This is a genomic window from Paractinoplanes aksuensis, from assembly GCF_024137025.1.
GTDB classification, from domain to species: domain Bacteria; phylum Actinomycetota; class Actinomycetes; order Mycobacteriales; family Micromonosporaceae; genus Actinoplanes; species Actinoplanes aksuensis.
Window position 1 is genome coordinate 1 of record NZ_JAMYJR010000073.1, and the last position, 17,447, is coordinate 17,447.

At 66.9% G+C, this 17,447-nt stretch carries 18 protein-coding genes; 6 read left to right on the forward strand and 12 right to left on the reverse strand.

What is annotated here, in order from left to right; translation table 11 throughout:
- Nucleotides 1-580 precede the first annotated feature (580 nt).
- Both M1L60_RS46110 and M1L60_RS46115 read left to right on the forward strand, forming a co-directional pair.
- Complete coding sequence (locus M1L60_RS46110; RefSeq protein ID WP_253243972.1) at nucleotides 581-1,918, forward strand: hypothetical protein; 1,338 nt, start codon at nucleotides 581-583, stop codon at nucleotides 1,916-1,918.
- 278 nt (nucleotides 1,919-2,196) lie between these two features.
- Entirely contained in the window at nucleotides 2,197-2,628 is a 432-nt protein-coding gene (locus M1L60_RS46115; RefSeq protein WP_253243973.1) for a hypothetical protein, read from the forward strand.
- Nucleotides 2,629-2,652: 24 nt separating this feature from the next.
- Here M1L60_RS46115 and M1L60_RS46120 read toward each other — a convergent pair whose 3' ends face one another.
- The 6 genes from M1L60_RS46120 to M1L60_RS46145 all read right to left on the reverse strand — a co-directional run bounded on the left by M1L60_RS46120 (nucleotide 2,653) and on the right by M1L60_RS46145 (nucleotide 9,382).
- A complete protein-coding gene (locus M1L60_RS46120) occupies nucleotides 2,653-3,381 on the reverse strand; it encodes a class I SAM-dependent methyltransferase (RefSeq protein WP_253243974.1) in 729 nt (242 codons plus the stop codon).
- A 242-nt stretch (nucleotides 3,382-3,623) separates the two neighbouring features.
- Nucleotides 3,624-5,468 (reverse strand): ATP-dependent nuclease, encoded by a 1,845-nt coding sequence (locus tag M1L60_RS46125; RefSeq protein WP_253243975.1) that lies wholly within the window; start codon nucleotides 5,466-5,468, stop codon nucleotides 3,624-3,626.
- Between the two features lie 227 nt (nucleotides 5,469-5,695).
- The gene (locus tag M1L60_RS46130) at nucleotides 5,696-6,037 is read right to left on the reverse strand and encodes a hypothetical protein (RefSeq protein WP_253243976.1); all 342 of its coding nucleotides are present in this window, start codon (nucleotides 6,035-6,037) and stop codon (nucleotides 5,696-5,698) included.
- Nucleotides 6,006-6,149 (reverse strand): hypothetical protein, encoded by a 144-nt coding sequence (locus M1L60_RS46135; RefSeq protein ID WP_253243977.1) that lies wholly within the window; start codon nucleotides 6,147-6,149, stop codon nucleotides 6,006-6,008. The genes M1L60_RS46130 and M1L60_RS46135 overlap by 32 nt, the downstream gene beginning before the upstream one ends.
- Nucleotides 6,150-6,432: 283 nt before the next feature.
- On the reverse strand, nucleotides 6,433-8,739 hold the full coding sequence (locus M1L60_RS46140) for an MMPL family transporter (RefSeq protein WP_253243978.1): 2,307 nt from the start codon (nucleotides 8,737-8,739) through the stop codon (nucleotides 6,433-6,435).
- 4 nt (nucleotides 8,740-8,743) lie between these two features.
- The gene (locus tag M1L60_RS46145; protein ID WP_253243979.1) at nucleotides 8,744-9,382 is read right to left on the reverse strand and encodes a TetR/AcrR family transcriptional regulator; all 639 of its coding nucleotides are present in this window, start codon (nucleotides 9,380-9,382) and stop codon (nucleotides 8,744-8,746) included.
- An 86-nt stretch (nucleotides 9,383-9,468) separates the two neighbouring features.
- Here M1L60_RS46145 and M1L60_RS46150 point away from each other — a divergent pair, with 86 nt between their 5' ends.
- A complete protein-coding gene (locus tag M1L60_RS46150) occupies nucleotides 9,469-10,458 on the forward strand; it encodes a zinc-binding dehydrogenase (protein WP_253243980.1) in 990 nt (329 codons plus the stop codon).
- Here M1L60_RS46150 and M1L60_RS46155 read toward each other — a convergent pair.
- From M1L60_RS46155 to M1L60_RS46165, 3 genes are all read right to left on the reverse strand, one after another.
- Entirely contained in the window at nucleotides 10,395-11,012 is a 618-nt protein-coding gene (locus M1L60_RS46155) for an alpha/beta hydrolase (protein WP_253243981.1), read from the reverse strand. The two genes, M1L60_RS46150 and M1L60_RS46155, sit on opposite strands and share 64 nt — an antisense overlap.
- A gap of 153 nt (nucleotides 11,013-11,165) precedes the next feature.
- Entirely contained in the window at nucleotides 11,166-11,912 is a 747-nt protein-coding gene (locus M1L60_RS46160; protein ID WP_253243982.1) for a hypothetical protein, read from the reverse strand.
- 117 nt (nucleotides 11,913-12,029) lie between these two features.
- Nucleotides 12,030-12,584, reverse strand: coding sequence for a hypothetical protein (locus M1L60_RS46165; RefSeq protein ID WP_253243983.1), 555 nt, complete (start codon nucleotides 12,582-12,584; stop codon nucleotides 12,030-12,032).
- Nucleotides 12,585-12,677: 93 nt separating this feature from the next.
- On the opposite strand from M1L60_RS46165, the gene M1L60_RS46170 reads away from it, so the two are divergent.
- Together M1L60_RS46170 and M1L60_RS46175 are read left to right on the forward strand one after the other, a co-directional pair.
- Complete coding sequence (locus tag M1L60_RS46170; RefSeq protein WP_253243984.1) at nucleotides 12,678-13,526, forward strand: phosphatidylinositol-specific phospholipase C/glycerophosphodiester phosphodiesterase family protein; 849 nt, start codon at nucleotides 12,678-12,680, stop codon at nucleotides 13,524-13,526.
- Between the two features lie 379 nt (nucleotides 13,527-13,905).
- Entirely contained in the window at nucleotides 13,906-14,652 is a 747-nt protein-coding gene (locus M1L60_RS46175) for a DUF6082 family protein (RefSeq protein WP_253243985.1), read from the forward strand.
- Nucleotides 14,653-14,939: 287 nt separating this feature from the next.
- On the opposite strand, the gene M1L60_RS46180 is transcribed toward M1L60_RS46175, so the two are convergent.
- From M1L60_RS46180 to M1L60_RS46190, 3 genes are read right to left on the reverse strand one after another with little or no spacing between them, the layout of a single operon-like run.
- Nucleotides 14,940-15,233 carry a hypothetical protein gene (locus M1L60_RS46180; RefSeq protein ID WP_253243986.1) on the reverse strand — a complete coding sequence of 98 codons (294 nt, stop codon included), beginning with the start codon at nucleotides 15,231-15,233 and terminating at the stop codon, nucleotides 14,940-14,942.
- A gap of 2 nt (nucleotides 15,234-15,235) precedes the next feature.
- Nucleotides 15,236-15,736: an SDR family NAD(P)-dependent oxidoreductase gene (locus tag M1L60_RS46185; RefSeq protein WP_253243987.1), complete on the reverse strand. Its 501-nt coding sequence runs from the start codon at nucleotides 15,734-15,736 to the stop codon at nucleotides 15,236-15,238.
- Nucleotides 15,737-15,740: 4 nt separating this feature from the next.
- Entirely contained in the window at nucleotides 15,741-16,487 is a 747-nt protein-coding gene (locus M1L60_RS46190) for an SAM-dependent methyltransferase (RefSeq protein ID WP_253243988.1), read from the reverse strand.
- Between the two features lie 55 nt (nucleotides 16,488-16,542).
- On the opposite strand from M1L60_RS46190, the gene M1L60_RS46195 reads away from it, so the two are divergent.
- Nucleotides 16,543-17,358, forward strand: coding sequence for an SAM-dependent methyltransferase (locus M1L60_RS46195; protein ID WP_253243989.1), 816 nt, complete (start codon nucleotides 16,543-16,545; stop codon nucleotides 17,356-17,358).
- The last annotated feature ends 89 nt before the right edge of the window (nucleotides 17,359-17,447 follow it).

Below are 17,447 nucleotides of genomic sequence, written 5' to 3' on the forward strand. Positions count from 1 at the left end.
TCAGCATCAAACGCACGGCGGGCATCCTGTCCCACCAAACCACCAAGATCAAATGCTACGACCGGCTGAACTCGCCGCTTTCAGCCACCTGCGGGATTTGAAGGAATTTCCGCGGAGATCGGGTACCCCTCTCATCGGCTAAGGCATGTCCGGATGCCGTGTACGACGGGTGTTCCGAGGTTCTGCGTCCTGCAGGCTCGTCGGATGGGTGCGCCGTACGAGTCGCCGCGGCACGGTGGTTGACTGCGGGTCGGCCTTGTCGACGGCCGGGACGATCTAGTCTCGTGTCGTGGACGGGAGAGACATTGGGTGGGTATTGGTCTTGCTGCTTGGTGTGGCCGTGCTGTATCGGGTGATCCGGACGGCCGTTGCGCACGGTATCGCCGACGCTGAGGAAAAGCGGCGGAAGGCCGGCCGGACGTCTTGATCGTCTGCTGATCTGCAACCCGCCCGGCAGCCCACGCGGGCGGGCTTCGCGGCGGCTGTGCGCACGCTGTCGCGGAGCGCGTAGCGGCCGAGCGGATCCCAGCGTCGGACCGATCGTGGCACCTACTGGTCTGCGGAGGGGTTGGCTGTCGGGGTGGCGATGTTGCGCACGGTCGAGTTCTGGCCGCAGACCGGTTTTGTGAATGCGCCGTGGGTCGCGGAGCCGGACGAGGACGCGTTCGTGCGCAGTGCACGAGGAATCGGCGAGTTGTATAGCGAGGGTGTCCGCGCCGCGCGGGTTCAGGCGCGCGACTCGCAGCTACGGCTGCACTGTTTTGACCATGAGCCTGGACGCACCGAGGTCGAGGTCACCGTGTTCACCGAACCCACCGACGGGTTCGAGATGGCTGGGGTGTGCCTGCCCGACGGGGTGGCGGCGCTGCCGGCGCCGGCCCGGGCGGCTCTGGTGCTAGACGTGATGCACGCCGCCGCGCTGCGGATGGCGCAGGCCCGTGGCTGGGATCCCGAAGCGTTCAAGTCCGCCCGCGCTCACGTCGTTGCCCACGACCTCCGATTCAGATGGACCGGACCAGCGAAAACGTCACCGGGACGCAGATATACCGCCCGCACGGCCTTTACCATCACCGACGACGGTCTGGGCCGGGGCGTCGTGGAGATCCGGCGTGTCGCAGACAACACGCCGGTCGCCCGTTCAGCCGAGATGGTCACCGCTGGTGCCGAGACCGTGTTCCGGCGGACCGCGGCTACGCTGCGCTGGCTCGGCAGCACGACAGTGCAGATCGACACGGACGACGGGCCGCGTGTCACCGAGGTTGTGACCCTTCCCCGGCTGACTGTGCGTGGCGAAGGCGCCAACTCCCCGGAGTCGACGCCGCGAATCGAAGTGGTGGGCGGGGCGACCGATGACGCCGTACCCGACACCTACCACACGGCCTTGCATGTCCTGCTCGGTGAGTTCCGCGAGCCGCAGTGGCTTTCCTGGTGGTCCGCGGCCCCCGACGACGTCCTCGAGATCTGGTACGACCTCGTGGTGGAGCATCCGGCCCGGATCACCGCCCGGCGAGGCGGTAACAAGCTGCGGGTACGTATCGAACGCCCCTTCGCCGACATGCTCGCGGCTCCCGACCACGTCGCTTTGGCCCGCACCGATGTCGAGGACCTGCTCGCCACAGTCCGTCGACGCGCCGGCCTCGGCCCTCATCCTGAACTGCCCGACTTCGATCACCTGCAAGCTACGACCACGGACCGGATCGCTGAACGCGCCGCACTCGTGCGCCGGATGAAGGATCTGGTTGACCGTCTGGTCGACCGGCTGCCAGCCGGGCTCGTAGCGGCGTTTCAGACCGACCTCGACCAGGGAAGAACCGGTGACACCATGGCGGCCTTGCGCACGAAGCTCTCCCACCTGGGCGTCGAGCTGACCGACGCGGAACGAGCGGAGTTTGAAGCGCTGGCCGCGACCCAGCGCTAGCCGGACCACAGCGGCGCCCGCGGGCAGCGGCATGAGAGTGCACGCCCCGACAGCTCCCGTGCATCGGCACTGGCCGGCAACTACTCTGATGCGGCGCGCCGGGCAAAGGCGGATGGGAAAGTCCGTTACCAGCACTGCTGTGCTGACGACCGCGAGGTATGAGCCGGTTCGAGTCCGGTAGCCCGGTGCGCGCCTTATACGCGGCAAATGAGTTCACGTGATCATGCGCCGTTTGGATGGGCGAGTGCGCCAAGGCGGCGTCTGTCAGTATCGGTGTGGTGAGCGCGTCTATGCGGCAGCCGTTTCCGCTGCTGGAAATCATGCCGCCCGTTCTGAACGACGTTGTCCTTGACTTCGTGTGGGATCAGCAAAAGCTATGGAGCTTGCACCTGCCCGTGACACAGGTGTCGGTAGCCGAGCTCGAGTGGCACCTGGACCTGCCGATGTGGTCGCTCAACGGCCGACCGTTCGTTCTAACCCCGAAGGAGGTCGCGCAGGACCCGGAGAGGTTCCGCGATCAGTACGCCCGGACACTGGCGGCCGACACCCGTTTCCCGCTGCACCTACTCGTGCGACCGAACCGGCTCACTGTGCTCGACGGTCTACACCGCCTCCTCAAAGCAGGCATCGAAGGCCGTAAAACGGTTCTGGTAAAGATGGTGCCGCCCGCGCGGCTCGACGACATCGCCAAGGTGAGAACGCGCAGCTGATGCCCCGCCTTCGACCGGCTCGCGTCAATCGGCCGCGTCGCACGCCGGAGGCGGGGGTTGTCGAGATTGGCTGACCCAGACCACCGACATCTCGACGTCCGGATGGGCTTGGGCTCGACGCACCTCCCGCATCTCTGTCCAGCCCCAGGAACGCAGGCCGTCGGCGACTTCCGACTCTCCGCGGTTCTCGTTGGTCTTACCGATGATCAGGCGCCCATCTGGCGCGACGACATGGTCGAAAAGGTGGCGCACAAAGCCCTCACGGCGCTGACGGGGCACGTACTCCAAGCCGGTGCGCACGAAGTCGAAGCGCATCGGCGGATACCAGCCGTCAGCGTTGGCGGTCCAGATCCGGTCGTGCCACTGCGGGTAGCGGGCTCGAGCCCGGTCAGCCAACGCAGGCGAAATCTCAACTCCGTAGGGCTCCACAGCCAGGCTACGGTGACGGGACCAGCGCTCGACCGAGGCCATCAGCAGCCCATTGGCGCATCCGACGTCGAGGAAGGTTCCCGGTCGGTCGACGGCGTGCATGATCAGACTGCGCGACGCATGCCATTCCTGCTCCGTGCCTGAGTGCCCGGAGCCCTGCTGTTCAGTAGTGGCCGAGAGGTAGGCCGGCTCAATGACAGCTTGGACCCGCCGGTGCCATTCGAACTGGGTAATCTCGCCGCAAGCGTAGGCTTCATCGATCGGCCGTATGAGATCGTAACCGCGCTCCTTCGCGAGCTCACGCTCACGACGGGCATCGAACACGACGATCACCGTACCCGCGCCGGCACGAGAGCTGATGCCCTGCCTCAAAGGTCTGGTACGTCCCCTCGCGCCCGGACCGCGACAGGTGAGGACGCATCCACCCGCCCGGATCGCGGCAGAAGAGTACGTATTCCACCGCCCAGAATGTGATCGGCCCGAAGAGCGCGCGCCATCACAGTCTCTCAGGCATCTAATGAGTTACGCCCTCACTGAAGCAGCACCAGCCTACTAGATATGGTCTCTCAGCTTGCCCGCCGAGTAACGCGGTAGACCATCGCGGCAAGCTCACCGATCGCGACTAAGCTCGGCTTCCTGACGGCGACTGCATTAATGAAAGCATCCTTCGATTTAAACTCGGTGGCCTCAGCAACGAACTTTCCTAGAACCCATTTTCCTCGAACCAGGCTCCAGGGCGCCGGTAGCAGCCCGTTCCAAACCGTTTCAGCTTCGCTGATTGCACTGTCAATCCCCTCCGCAGTTAAGCGCTGAGTCGCTGAGGAGACTTGGCGCAATCTATTGAGCGCGCCCGCCCCCCGAGGGCTTGGCCAAACAATCCTTGTATTCCTTCGGAGGAGGCGCTGAGCATACTCACTGATAGCCTGATCTTTCATGCCAAGCAGTAGTTCTTGAAGCTTCGCCTGCGCCGAGTCCACTGAATCGAACGGCGCACGCAGGAGTCTACCGTCTACAGCAGCTTGAAGGAAAGCTGGATCACTCAACAATGCGGCTTCAATATCGGCCACCTGCCAGACGTGGCAAATGCTGCTTAGCCCGTCAGGTACTGCGTCCGCTAATACGTCGGCGTCTACGATTCCGATGATGGGAAGGTCATACTCTGCTAATGCTCCAAGGCTTTTTATAGTTTGCTCACGACCACCTTTCGGTTGAATGCTGGCGGAGGCCAACTCCGGAATCAGAAGGGGCAGGACTGTTGCATCGAAATCTCCCTCAGTCAAGACGAGAAGTTCAGCTTGCGTGAGAGAGCTGGCACGGAATCCGGCTTCTCGGTAAAGATCTATCCGCTGAACTTCGCTTTCAATGGCCGTCGGCGGCGACTCGTGGCTGAGTCGAACGATTCCTGCCGTGGGGAGCCCATCCAGGATTGATGGACTGTGAGTGGCTACGACTAGTCGCCCACCCTGCTCTAAGCCTGGCCGAAGCGCCTGCATCAGTCGGGAGCTAAGCGTTGGGTGGAGGTAAGCATCCGGTTCGTCAATAGCAACTAGGCTATGCCCCTCGCCAGCGCGAAATACTCGGCTAATGATTATTAGGGCTTGGCGCTCGCCACTCGACAAGCTTCCGATATCATGAGTCACGCCACCCGGCAAGCCAATGCGGAGCGACGAGGGATTCTCTGCAGTAAGAGGAAGTAACTGCTTGGGGAACAAAAGAGAATCGACAGATTCTTTAAATTTGGACCACTGCGACTTGGCCTGATAGGAGATTGATGCGCTTTCCGACGGCAGGAAGCCTGCTACGCAGAGCGCCTTTGCATAGCTTTCAAATTCTTGATCATCCAGATGGCCCGGGCCAGCGCTACTTGCTCGCGCATCAATAAGTCTCTGGATTGCCACTTCCGGTGCAAGCTGCGCGAGATCGACTGCAGTGTTTGACGGCGTCTGGAAGCGCCTTTCGGCCGGTAGGTATACAACATTCAGGCTGGGGCAAATTTTGAGTAACTCAGCATTCTGAAAGCAATGGTTTACGACAGCGAAGTCACTGTCTTGTCCGCGCAATAGGCTTCCTGCGGAGGTTCTTGTTATGATTACCGTAGACCGCTCAGGTGGCCTTCCCGCTACCCATTGCTGCTGGCGCCCAAACTCCTGAAGTTGATCCAGCTCCTGCGAATTGAATTCAAAAAGAACTTCGACTCTGGATTCCTTGGTGGCATCCCTCGGTGCCGGAAAGGAGTTGGTCCAAGGTGTTAAAAGTGACGCTAGGAGCTTCGACTTTCCAGTACCGTTCGCTCCCGCAAAGGCAATTACCTGTTCTTGCGGGATCTGGAGGTTCAAGTCGGACAATCCCCCGATGTTGCTGACGCTTAGGCTCAAAAGCTGCACGAGCTGAATATACACCTTGCCGACCAAGAGCCACATCTATAATCGAGGGGAATGGCTGCTAGTAGGGTCCGAGTTGGCGCCTCCTTCGCGACGGCGACGGCCTGGCCGGACGGTGTGCCAGCACGACTCAACTGGGCCCGCCTTCCCGCGCTGCACGTTACCGTTCCGCCTCGCAAAATTGGTTCGCCGTATCGGGATGCGGATGTCGTCCTGTTCGATTCAACGCACTCACATCGGCAGTTGAGTAAGCCCCTTCAGCCTCGAGAGCGGTCATCTGGCGACCCCAGGATCAGCACCGCCATGTCGAGCAATTCCTGGTAGTAGGCGGCTTCCTGTCCCGATAGTTTGGGCAGCACCCGCTCAAGATCATGTTCACGGGCGGCGAGAATGTTCCACCGCCAGTCTTCGAGATTGCCGTCGCTGTCCTGCCAGCCGGTGACACATCCCATGATGTCGGCGTCCAGCATGACCATCTCGACGCCGGCCACGTCGTCGTACGTCAGACGCTTGGGGAAGGCCGCCTCGGAATGCTCCTTCCGTAGCCGCGCCACGGCCGCGATTCGGTCACTGTTCGCGCTGATCGGCACTCCGCTCATAGACGTCATCGAGCATGATAAACGCACTTAAGTCGGCATGACGGTGCGTCTGCGCGGCCTCGATATTCAGCTCGGTGCTGCCGGCCTGCCTGCGACGGTGGCGGCGGGCCACGATTCACTTTTGCCCAGCCCTTGATCTGCGGGGCGCGCGGCCGGCGACCGTCCCTGAGCGCGGCGGTCACGCACCCTTGACCTGCGGTCTGGGGTGTCAGCCGCGCGGAGAGCCCTGGGGTCTGTTTCGCGGCGGGGGGGGGTGGGAGCGAGGCGCGGTCCAAATTTCGTCCGGTGGTGGCCCGTGGCAGTCCGGCTCCCGGTGTTGGAACCGGGCTTTCGCCGGGACGCCGCCAGCGGGATCCGGGCCTCGCCGCAGCCCCACCCCCGCCGCGAAACAGCCCCTAGCCGGCCGCGGTTCGTGCCGAGTCGTTGGCCGGGGCCGGGGTGGTCGGGTGGTTGCGTTCCAGGGCGGCGCCCTCGACGTCCACGTTGGGGAGCAGGCGGTCGAGCCGGCGTGGTAGCCACCAGGCTGAGCGGCCCAGCAGGTGCATCACGGCTGGGATCAGCAGCATGCGTACGAGGAAGGCGTCGGCCAGTACTCCGAAGGCCAGGCCGAAGCCCAGGGAGCGGATGATCGCGGAGTTGGAGAAGATGAAACCGCCGAATACCGAGATCATGATGATGGCGGCTGCGATGACGACTGTGCGGCCGGCCCGTAGACCCTGGCGCACGGCCAGCCGTGGGGAGGCGCCGTGGGCGTACGCCTCGCGCATGCCTGACACCAGGAAGAGCTGGTAGTCCATGGCCAGGCCGAACAGGATGCCGATCAGGATCGTGGGCAGGAAGCTCAGCACCGGGCCGGGGTCGTGCACGCCGAAGAGCGCGCCGAGCCAGCCCCACTGGAAGATCGCGGTGAGTCCGCCGAACGTGGCGAACAGGGACAGGATGAAGCCGAGCGTCGCGGTCACCGGCACCAGGATCGAGCGGAAGACGAAGATCATGATGATCAGCGACAGGCCGATGACCAGGCCGAGATAGCCGGGCAGCGCGTCCGACAGCTGCTCCGAGATGTCGATGTTGCCGCTGGCGCTGCCGGCCACCCCGAGAGACAGCTCCCGCAGGTCCCGCACCAGTTGTTCCGTCGACGCGCTGGTCGGGCCCTCGGCCGGAACGACCTGGAACGCCAGCAGGGTGCCGTCGGACGACAGGCCGATCGGCGCGACCGCGGTGACGTCGTTCTGGCCCAGCAGGGTGGTGCCCACGCGGACCTGCTCGGGAATCAGCCGGTCCTCAGTGATCGGTGCGGGCAGGTCGGCCACCACCAGCAACGGCCCGTTGACCCCGGCCCCGAACTTCTCCTCGATCAGCTTGTACGCCTGGTACTGGGTCGAGTCCTGCGCCTCGGACGAGCCGTCGGGCAGCCCCAGCCGCATCGACAGCGCCGGAATGGCGATCACGATCAGCGCGGCCAGCCCGGCGACGACGGTGAGCAGCGCCCGCCTCGTGCTCATCGGCGTCGCCGCCGCCTGCTTTTTCAGTGTGCGACGCCCGACGATGCGCGGGCCGAGCAGCGACAACATCGCCGGGGTCAGGGTCACGGCGATGATCACCGCCACGGCGACGCAGAAGGCGCCGACCGTACCCATCATGCCCAGGAACCCGATTCCGGTGACGTTGAGGGCGAGCAGCGCGACCAGCACCGTGGATCCGGCGAACACGACCGCGTTGCCCGACGTGCCGTTGGCCAGCCCGATCGACTCGTGCAGCTCGACGCCCTCGAGAAGTTGCCGGCGGTGACGGTTGAGGATGAACAGGCAGTAGTCGATGCCGACCGCGAGCCCGAGCATCACGCCCAGTACCGGCGTGATCGAGAGCATGTCCACCACACCGGACAGTGCCAGGGACGCCGTGACTCCGATGCCCACCCCGGCCAGCGCGCTGAGGATGGGCAGCGACGCCGCGACCAATGTGCCCAGCATGACCATCAGCGTGATCCCGGCGATGATCACGCCGATGACCTCGCCCACGCCGAGGATCTCGGGGACGCTCTGGGTGATCTCGTTGGAGAAGTCGACCTCGACACCGGCCGGCACGCCCGCGCTGACGTGCTCGACGACGCCCTCCTTGGTCTCGGGCGTGACGTCGAGCTGCGCCTTCGTGAAGATCACGGGTGCGATGGCCGTGGTGTTGTCGCGGGACACCGTACGGATCTCGGACGACATCGCCAGCAGCTGCTTCGACAGCTCGAGCTGGGCGGCCCGGGCGTCGAGCTGGGCCCGCTGCGCGTCCGAACCTGGTTGCGTACGAGCGGCCGCGATCTGCTTCTCGCCCGCCTCGACCTGCGCCGTCTGCTCGGCGAGCTGCCGCTGCGGGGCGAACGGGTCGTTGGTGGCGGCGACGCCGTCGAGCCCCTCCGTGCTCTCGAGCAGGGCGGCGATGGCCGTGCGCTGCCCGTCGGTGAACGTCGACCCGTCGGCCGTGTGGAAGACGAGCGAGCCGGTGCCGCCGCCGGCGCTCGGGAACTTGCCGGCCAGCTGGTCGGTGACCTTGGCCGTGGCCGTGCCGGGGATGGTGACCTGCGAGGACAGCACGCCCCCGAAGGCGAGGTACGCCCCGACGGACAGGCCCAGCACGACGATCCAGGCGACAACGACGGTCCAGGCGCGACGGGCGCAGGCGCGTCCCAGTCGGTACAGCAGCTCGGCCATGCCCTCAGGTCTCTCGGTATCCGGTGCGGATGGTGTCGATCAGGCGGTCGAGCAGCTCGTGCCAGAGCGCGCGGGACGCCTCGTCGGTGGTGGCGCCGGTGGCCGCCAGCCAGTGCTGGGCGATCACCTCGGTGCCGTGCATGAGCGAGCTGACCAGCAGTTCGGCTTCCAGGGGGTCACGGTCGGCGTTGCGCTCGGCCAGTTCGCGGGCGAGGTCGGCCGTCGTACGGGAAAAGGTGGCCTGGAAGATCTGCTGCGGCCGCGGGTCGTCGGCGCCGAAGCCGCCGAGCGCGTGCCAGAAGAACGCGATGACGCTCGGCACGTCGGTGGCCCGCAGCGCCGCGACGACGCCCTCGAACATTGACGTACGGCTGCCGGGGCCGATCGGGGTGGCCGAGACCAGCTCCCGGAAGTTGTCGATCACCACCGCGAGCATCTCGGTGCAGGCTGTGGTGACGACGTCGTCGATCGAGGCGAAGTGGTTGAAGATCGTCCGGCGCGACACGTCGGCCCGCGCGGCCAGCTGGTCGACGCTGAACCGGGCCGCGCCGCCCTCGTCGATGAGCGACCGGGCCGCGTCCAGGATCGCCCGCCGGTGCCGGGCCTTGAGCGCCGCCCGCCGGTCGGGTTGGTCGTTCACCACGGTCGTTACACTAAATGCACCGTTGCACTCAGTGCAAACTGACTGACGGTTGACCTCAACCGGCCTTGAAGTTGCACGCTTCTCGCATGCGCGCTGTTCAGGTGATCCGGTTCGGAGGTCCCGAGGTGCTGGTTCCCGGCGACGTGCCGGAACCGGTGGCCGGACCGGGCGAGGTGATCGTCGACGTGGCGGTCGCGAGCCTGACGTTCGTCGAGACGCAGATCCGGCGCGGCACCGACCGATGGCACGAGCGGCCCCGACTCCCGTACGTGCCGGGCGGCCTGGTCGCCGGAACCGTGAGCGCGGCCGAGAACCCGGCCTGGCTGGGCCACCGCGTGGTGGCCGGCACGGGCGAGACCGGCGGCTTCGCCGAGCGGGCGGCGGCCCGGGTCGACGATCTGCTCCCCGTGCCGGACGACCTCACGCTGTCCGACGCCATCGCTCTGTGCAGCGACGGCAGCACTGCTCTGGGTTTGACCGAACAGGCCCGAGTCACTCGCGGTAACCGGGTGTTGGTCGAGGCGGCCGCCGGCTGTGTCGGCACCCTGCTGGTGCGACTGGCCCGTGCGGCCGGGGCTCGGGTGATCGGAGCCGCCCGCGGCGACCGCAAGCTCGACCTGGTCCGGCGGCTGGGTGCCCACGCGGTCGACTATTCAGAACCGGACTGGACCGACCGCGTTCTCGAGGCGACCGGCGGCGCCGGACCGACCGTGGTGTTCGACGGCGTCGGCGGCCCGATCGGCCGGGCCGCGCTGGCGATCACAGCGACCGGCGGCCGATTTTCGGTGCACGGCGCGTCCAGTGGCGAGGTTACGTCGACGGGCGGCCGCCGGGACGTCGAGGTGATCGGCATCGAGCAGCTCTTCAACTTCGGGCCGCGCGTGGCGGGCCGGGCCGAGCGCATGATGGCGGGACGGATCCGCCCGGTCATCGGGCAGACCTTCCCGCTGGAACGCGCCGCCGACGCGCACGCCGCGGTCGAGAACCGGACCGCGCTCGGCAAGACGCTGATCTATTTGACCGACTCGCGCAGCCAGCCCGCGACCGATTCCAGAGCCGGCTCGGCGATGCCGTGACCTACCGGGTCGCGTCGGGCCAAGGTGTCGGCACCGGACTCCTCGGTCAGGTAGTGCCACGTACGGTCGAGCAGCTCACGCGGAATGACGGTGTCGTGCTCACCCTGCGCCACCGCGACCCGCACGCCGGTCAGCCGGCCGGGCTCGACCGGGACGCCGGCGTCGAACGGGAGCGTGCCGTAAAGAATGGCCGCCCCCGCATAGCGGGCGGGGTCGTCCAGCACGAGACCGCCCGCGAACGCCGCTCCCCCGCTGAAGCCGATCAAGTGAACCGGGCGATCCGAAGGGGCCACGCCGTCGAGCCAGACCCGGAACCAGTCCATTCCCGTACGCAGGGACGAGGCGACCGGCCGGCCGATGCCCCGGTTCTGGAACCACGCGAACCCGGCGCCCTCGGCGATCGGGGCGCGCACCGCCGCGTACGCGAAACCGGCCGGCAGCCGACCACTCAGGGTGAGAATCTCGCGTTCGTGCGAACCGCGGCCGTGCAGCAGGACGACCAGCGGCGCCGACGGATCGTCCGATCCGGCGAACGCAACGACGGGGGCGCTCACGCCACGACCTCGTCGGCCGCGCGAGCCCGCTCGATCGTGTCGCCCGGCCGGGCCGGATAACAGAGGCCGATGCTCATGGCACCCTCTCTCGCATTAGTTGTAGATACAACTATGTCACAAGAGAGCACCCGTACGAAACGTGAGCCGAAGCACCTAGGCCGGGCCGCCGGAGCGGATCAGCGCCCACACGATCTTGCCGTCGGGCAGCGGCGTGGCGCCCCAGTGGGTGGACGAGGCGGCGACGATGCGCAACCCGCGCCCCGAGCCCGGCCGCATCACGGTGCTCGTTGCCGGCGGACCTTCGGGACAGCGCGGCATGACCGTGCTGCCGTCCTGCACGGCGATGCGCAGGAAACGCCCGGTGTGCACGAGCGTGAGGTCGAACTCGCCCCCGGAATGCACGACCGCGTTGGCCGTCAGCTCGTTGGCGACCAGCCGGGCCGGCCCCCGCAACTCCTCGAGCCCCCAGGTCAGGCAGGCCTCGCCGGTCACGTTGCGGGCCGCGGCGGCACTGTGCACCTCGGGCCGCAGATGGCGCCGCACCCAGCGCGGGACGTTGGCGTGCACGGCCATCGAGGCCAGCTCCCGGTCCTCGTACAGTGCGACGTAGGTCCTGAAGGCAGAAAGGCCTTCCCGTACGCCGGGAGCCGCGTCGCACAACATCAGCGGCACCCCCCAGTGCAGTTGCGCGTCGTGCGTCAGCGTGGCGAACACGCTCAGCAACGGGTCGTCGTCGTGCCGCAGCCCGGCCAGGTCGACGATCACGGCCGGCGGGCACTCGGCCACGGCCTTGCCGATCACCGCCCCCACATCGGAAACGCTGGCCGGCGACAGATCCCCGTCCAGACGCACCGTCGTCACCCCGGTGTCGAGATTCCGGTCGATCGCAGTCGTCAACATTCCAGCCCTCTGCTCGCACCTCCCCGTCGGTAGCGCCCTCCACCAAACGCCCGCCGCCCCTCCGGCGCAATCCCTGGTCGCACGCCTATCGCCCGTTAGGTGCCGCGCCCGGTCCGATCACCGCGCCAGGAAGCGGGCGACGGCGGCGGTCCAGTTCGCACGGGCCTCGTCGTTCTCGCCGGGGCCGGGCAGGCCGATCTGGGTGGCCACGACGGAGGCCGAGCCGTTGGGCTTGGGTTCGCTGGTGACGACGACCGAGGACCCGTCGGTGGCCTTGGCCCGCCACGTGATGCGGCGCTCGGTGCCGCTGACCTTGGGCTCGCCGGCGATCAACCCGGTCAGGAACGCGTCCCGCGCGGCGAACGCCGTCCACGCGTCCATCAGCTCTTGCATGCCCAGCCCGGTCGCCTTGCTGACACTCATCTGGAACGTGCCGTCGGGCCGCTGCCCCGGGATGCGGCGCCCGATGAACTGCTCGTAGGCGACGGTGACGGCCTGCGTCCACCACCCGAGCGGCTCGACGCCGGCGCCCTCGAGCTCGTAGTAGACCTTGAGCGCGATCTGCTTGTGGTCGAGATCCTTGGCCCCGATCCCGTCCATGAACGCCAGCCACTCGTCCCAGGACCGCTTCGTCGCCCGCTCGACCGGCTTGATCCGTGAATTGGCCGCCATGCGCGTGAGCCTAAGCCTTCATCGCCGGTTCACGGGGCGGGCCGCCGTCAGCCCATAGAGTCATGTGCGTCGATGAATGACGGGAGACGAGACATGACTCGCCGAATTCTGGCCCTTATCGCCGCGGTGTCGGCCGCCCTGGTGATGACGCCGGCCGTGGCCCAGGCGCACGGGCACGGGGTGCGGCCGCTGGCCCGGGCGCACGCGCACAACGACTACGAGCACGAACGGCCGCTGGCCGACGCCCTCGCGCACGGATTCACCAGCGTCGAGGCCGACATCTACCTGGTCGACGGGGAACTGCTCGTCGGCCATGACCCGGAGGACGTGGTTCCGGGCCGCACGCTGCAGAGCCTCTATCTGGACCCGCTGCGGCAACGGGTGCGGGCCAACCACGGGCGCGTGTACCGGGGCAGTCCGGTCTCGCTGCAACTGCTGGTGGACATCAAGAACACCGGGCCCGCGACCTATACGGAACTCGACCGGGTGCTCCGCCAGTACAAGAGCATCCTCACGACGTACGCGTGGGGAAAGGTCTTGAACGACGCCGTGACCGTGGTCGTCAGCGGCGACCGCCCGCGCGACCTGATGGCCGGGCAGCGGGTGCGCTACGCGTTCTACGACGGCCGCGCCGCCGACCTGAACTCGGGCACCCGCGCGTCGCTGATCCCGCTGATCAGCGACAACTGGACCAACCTGTTCACGTGGCAGGGCGTGGGCCCGATGCCCCCGGCCGAACGCACGAAGCTGCGCCAGTTCATCCGCGACGCCCACACCAACCACCAGCGCGTCCGCTTCTGGGCCACCCCTGACACTCCGGGCCCGGCCCGCGACGCGCTCTGGCGAGAACTGGTAGCCGCCGACGTCGACCACATCAACACCGACGACCTGGCCGGCCTGGAAGCCTTCCTCCGCGGCCGCTCATCGGCGAAGGCGGCCTGAAGAACAAACATCCGCACGCGAAGGTAACAATTCCTCTAGCTCGCAATTTGGACCAAACGCGATGAGTCGATCTGTGGGCGCGCCGACCGGCGCGCCCACAACATCAACCCAGCCCTACCGAGCCGGTGGGGTATCGAGAGGCCTGAGGCTGCGAACTTCCGGCATCGGCCGTATTCTTCGACGAGTACCGGCTCGTTATCGAGCCATGTTTCGGGTTGCCAATTGGCCGTCTGCCAGGTAGCAATTCATCATTTCATTCATGCGCGAACCTGGCGTCGGCTTCCTTCCGTGCCGCAAACTCTTGCTCAAAAGCGTGAGCATTCTGCTCTTTCATCGCCGGGGGCGTCAGAGCAAGGGGCATCGCGGGGAAGGACCGGCCATGAAAGGCGACGAGTCGGGGCGATCCTTTTCATGGGTTCGCTGGGCGTTCTTCACGCTGCTGATCGGCGGGCTGATGGTCCCGGCCGGCATCGGCCTGGCCGCGGCCGTCAGCCGGGGTGGCGACGATGACCTCTGGGCGCGGTGGGGCAGCGCGGGCGAGGCCTTCGGGGCCATCAACTCGCTCCTGTCCGCGTTGGCGCTGGCCGCCCTGGTGATCACCTATCTGACACAGTCGCGCGATCTGCACGTCCAGCGCCTTGCCCTCGAGAACGCGGAGAAGGCCCTGCGGCGAACCGCTGACGTCGGCGTCCGGGGCCTGCACATGGAACTCATGAACATGGCCCTGGGCGACCCGGCGCTGGCCGACGTGCTGCCTAGTCACGGCGGCGAAAGCGAACGGACCCGGCGGCAGCACATCTACAGCAACCTGCTCCTGCAGAACGTATGGCTGCAGTACACCATCGGCATCGATTCCGAGGACGAGATGGTCAGCAACATAAGGCATCTTTTCGCCAGCCCGAAGATCCGTGAATACTGGAGTGCCACAGCCATGACCAGAAAGAACATCTTGGTCTCGGGCACCCACGAACAAAGCCTGGCCCGAGTGGCCGACACGGTCTTCAATGAATATCAAAGCGTGCTGGCCTGCTCCGAAAACACCTTGTCGAGGGATCGCGCCGAGCGTCCGCCGAAGATCACAAAACGGGGAGGTCTTTCCGGGCCGCCACAAGTGTCTCTCGACTGACGACAACGATGCGCTCGTACTGAGCGACACCCGCATCCGCCGGAAGGTGGTGCCTCAGCTCGTCGGTGCGATCGGTGCCGATGACGGCGAAGTTGCCGTCGGCCAGCTCGAACAGGTCGGGGCACGTGCACTCCGTGGCGCTACCCCGGGCCTGCGGAGACAGCCCCAATCGCCGGAGAATGGGCGAGGCCGGGAGTGCCCCGGACGTCGGTGATCCGGCCGTCAACTCTTCACGCACTGCATAGTTGTAGCGCACCGGCAAGTGGTCGCGCGGGAGGCCCGCCCGATCAGGCCGGGTCGGTGAAGGAGATCGGCTTGCCGGTGGATCGGGCGTAGGCGATCTCGCGGCTTGTGGACTCGCCGATGTAGCCGCCGGGGTTGACGATCAGGACTCGGTCGGCCAGGTCGATTTTGCGTAGGTGGAGGGTGGAGAGCATCGCTGTCTGCCCGTCGGCGCCGGAGAAGATCGCGGGGGCCAGGACGATGATGCCGGCGAGGGTCAGGTCGCGGTTGGCTGCGTTCAGCTCGTCCGCGAAGCGGATGGAGCCGCACAGGCAGACGATTTCCGGGCGGTCGGGCACGTTCAACTCCTAGTACGTATCGCGTTGACCAGGACGCCGGTGGTGGCCAGTTCCTTGCCCAGCGACTTGGTCAAGGCGATCACCGCCGCCTTGGAGGCCGAGTACGGGCTCATGTTGGGGTTGCCGTCCTTGCCGGCGATGCTGGCCAGGTTGACGATGCGGCCCCAACCCCGGTCGCGCATGCCGGGCACGAATGCGCGGCACATGTTGAACGTGCCGCGCACGTTGATGGCGAAGACCCTGTCCCAGGCTGCGGGGTCGATCTCCCACAGGGGCGCGTTCGGGCCGACCACGCCGGCCGAGTTGATCAGGATGTCGACCGGGCCCAGGGCCTCGGCCGCGCTCCGGACCTCGGCCGGGTCGGAGACGTCGGCCCGCACGTCGGCGTCGTCGGCCAGGTCGATCGTGTGGACCTGGACGCCGTCGGCGCGCAGGCGGGTGGCAGCGGCGGCGCCGAGACCGCTCAGGCCGCCGGTGATCACCGCCGTACGGGAGGAAGTCACCGCCCTATTTGATCGCTACTCCGCAGACCACGTCGAGGGGCTGGGGGTCGGGAACTGCGGGGCGCCACAGCGGGGCCGAGGTGACGCCGGGTTCGATCAGGGTCAGGCCGTCGAAGAAGCGGGCGAACTGGGCGTGACCGCGAAGCACGTACGGCGGGTTGGCCTGTTCGTTCCAGATCTTTTCGGCCTCGCCGTGCTCGATGCTGTGCGACCCGTCGAGCGCGATGAAATAGCTGCCGGGGGCGAGGGCGTCGAGGTACGCGCCGACCATGGCCCGCGCGGCGTCGTCGTCGGTCACGTGGCCGAGCAGGCCCGACATGATCAGGGCGACCGGGCGGGTGAAGTCGAGCGGGGCCGCCTTCAGCACCCACGCCGTGTCACGACCGTCGGCCTGCACGAACTCGGTGTTACCGGTGAGCAGTTGCTGAGCGTGCGCGAGAACGAGCGGATCGCTGTCGACGTACACGACCCGGGACTCGGGGGCGACCCGCTGCGCCACCTCGTGCGTGTTGTCGGCCGCGGGCAGGCCGGCCCCGACGTCCAGAAATTGCCTGATGCCGGCCGCCTCCGTCGTATGGGTGACCGCCCGTACGAGAAATGCTCTTGACGCTTTCGCATTGGCCACGATGTCGGGGAAGGCCTCGCGGATCTGGTCGCCGACCTGGCGATCCACCGCGAAATTGTCCGTCCCGCCGAGCCAGTAGTTCCAGATTCGCGCCGTTTGCGGCACGCCGGTGTCGAGTTCATCCATATTTCCATTGTGGACCGGTGGGACAGTCCTGGGCAGCGGGAGTTATTGTTCCGCTGTGGATCACACCAGCGCAGCCTCGGCGGGCCTGGACCCGACCGTGCCCCACCCCGCCCGGCGCTACAACTACTGGCTCGGTGGCAAGGACAACTTCGCCGCCGACCGGGCCTCGGGCGACGAGCTGCAGAGACTCTTCCCCAAAGTACGGCTGGGAGCGCTGGCCAACCGGGCCGTGCTCCAGCGGGCGACCCGTTTCCTGGCCGAGGAGGCCGGCATCCGCCAGTTCCTCGACATCGGCACGGGCCTGCCCACGGCCGACAACACGCACGAGGTGGCGCAGCGGGTCACGCCCGACGCCCGTATCGTCTACGTCGACAACGACCCGCTGGTCATGGTGCACGCCCGCGCGCTGCTCAACAGCAGCCCCGAGGGGCGTACGGCCTACATCGAGGCCGACCTGAACCACCCGGCCGACATCCTCGGCCACCCGACGCTGCGCGAGACGCTCGACCTCGGCCAGCCCGTGGGGCTGATGCTGATCGCCGTGCTGCACTTCATCCACCGCGACGGCGCGGCCCGGCCGATCGTGCGCGAGCTGCTCGACGCCCTGCCCTCGGGCAGCTACCTGGTGGCGACGCACGCCACGTCCGACTTCGGCACCCCCGAGCAGCAGAAGCTGTATCAGCAGCTCATCGCCCAGGGCAAGTCCGATGTGTGGACCCGCTCCAAGGAAGAGTTCACCGCCCTGTTCGACGGCCTCGAGCTGGTCGAGCCGGGTGTCGTGCCGGCCAGTGAGTGGCGGCCCGAGCCGGGCGCCGAGATCCCGGAACGCTCCGACATCAACATCTGGGCCGCCGTCGGGCGCAAGCCTTAGGGCGTATCTGGTGGATCACGTGGGAGCGAGGCGAGGTCCAGGTCGTGGCTGGCGTCGGCCGCAGGGCGGTCCAATACCGGTGATGCCCC

Coding starts and splice junctions, on each gene's coding strand:
- M1L60_RS46130 (WP_253243976.1), bottom strand. CDS start 6,037: ATGAGCGGAGTGCCGATCAGCGCGAACAGTGACCGAATCGCGGCCGTG.
- M1L60_RS46140 (WP_253243978.1), bottom strand. CDS start 8,739: ATGGCCGAGCTGCTGTACCGACTGGGACGCGCCTGCGCCCGTCGCGCC.
- M1L60_RS46150 (WP_253243980.1), top strand. CDS start 9,469: ATGCGCGCTGTTCAGGTGATCCGGTTCGGAGGTCCCGAGGTGCTGGTT.
- M1L60_RS46160 (WP_253243982.1), bottom strand. CDS start 11,912: ATGTTGACGACTGCGATCGACCGGAATCTCGACACCGGGGTGACGACG.
- M1L60_RS46165 (WP_253243983.1), bottom strand. CDS start 12,584: ATGGCGGCCAATTCACGGATCAAGCCGGTCGAGCGGGCGACGAAGCGG.
- M1L60_RS46170 (WP_253243984.1), top strand. CDS start 12,678: ATGACTCGCCGAATTCTGGCCCTTATCGCCGCGGTGTCGGCCGCCCTG.
- M1L60_RS46175 (WP_253243985.1), top strand. CDS start 13,906: ATGAAAGGCGACGAGTCGGGGCGATCCTTTTCATGGGTTCGCTGGGCG.
- M1L60_RS46190 (WP_253243988.1), bottom strand. CDS start 16,487: ATGGATGAACTCGACACCGGCGTGCCGCAAACGGCGCGAATCTGGAAC.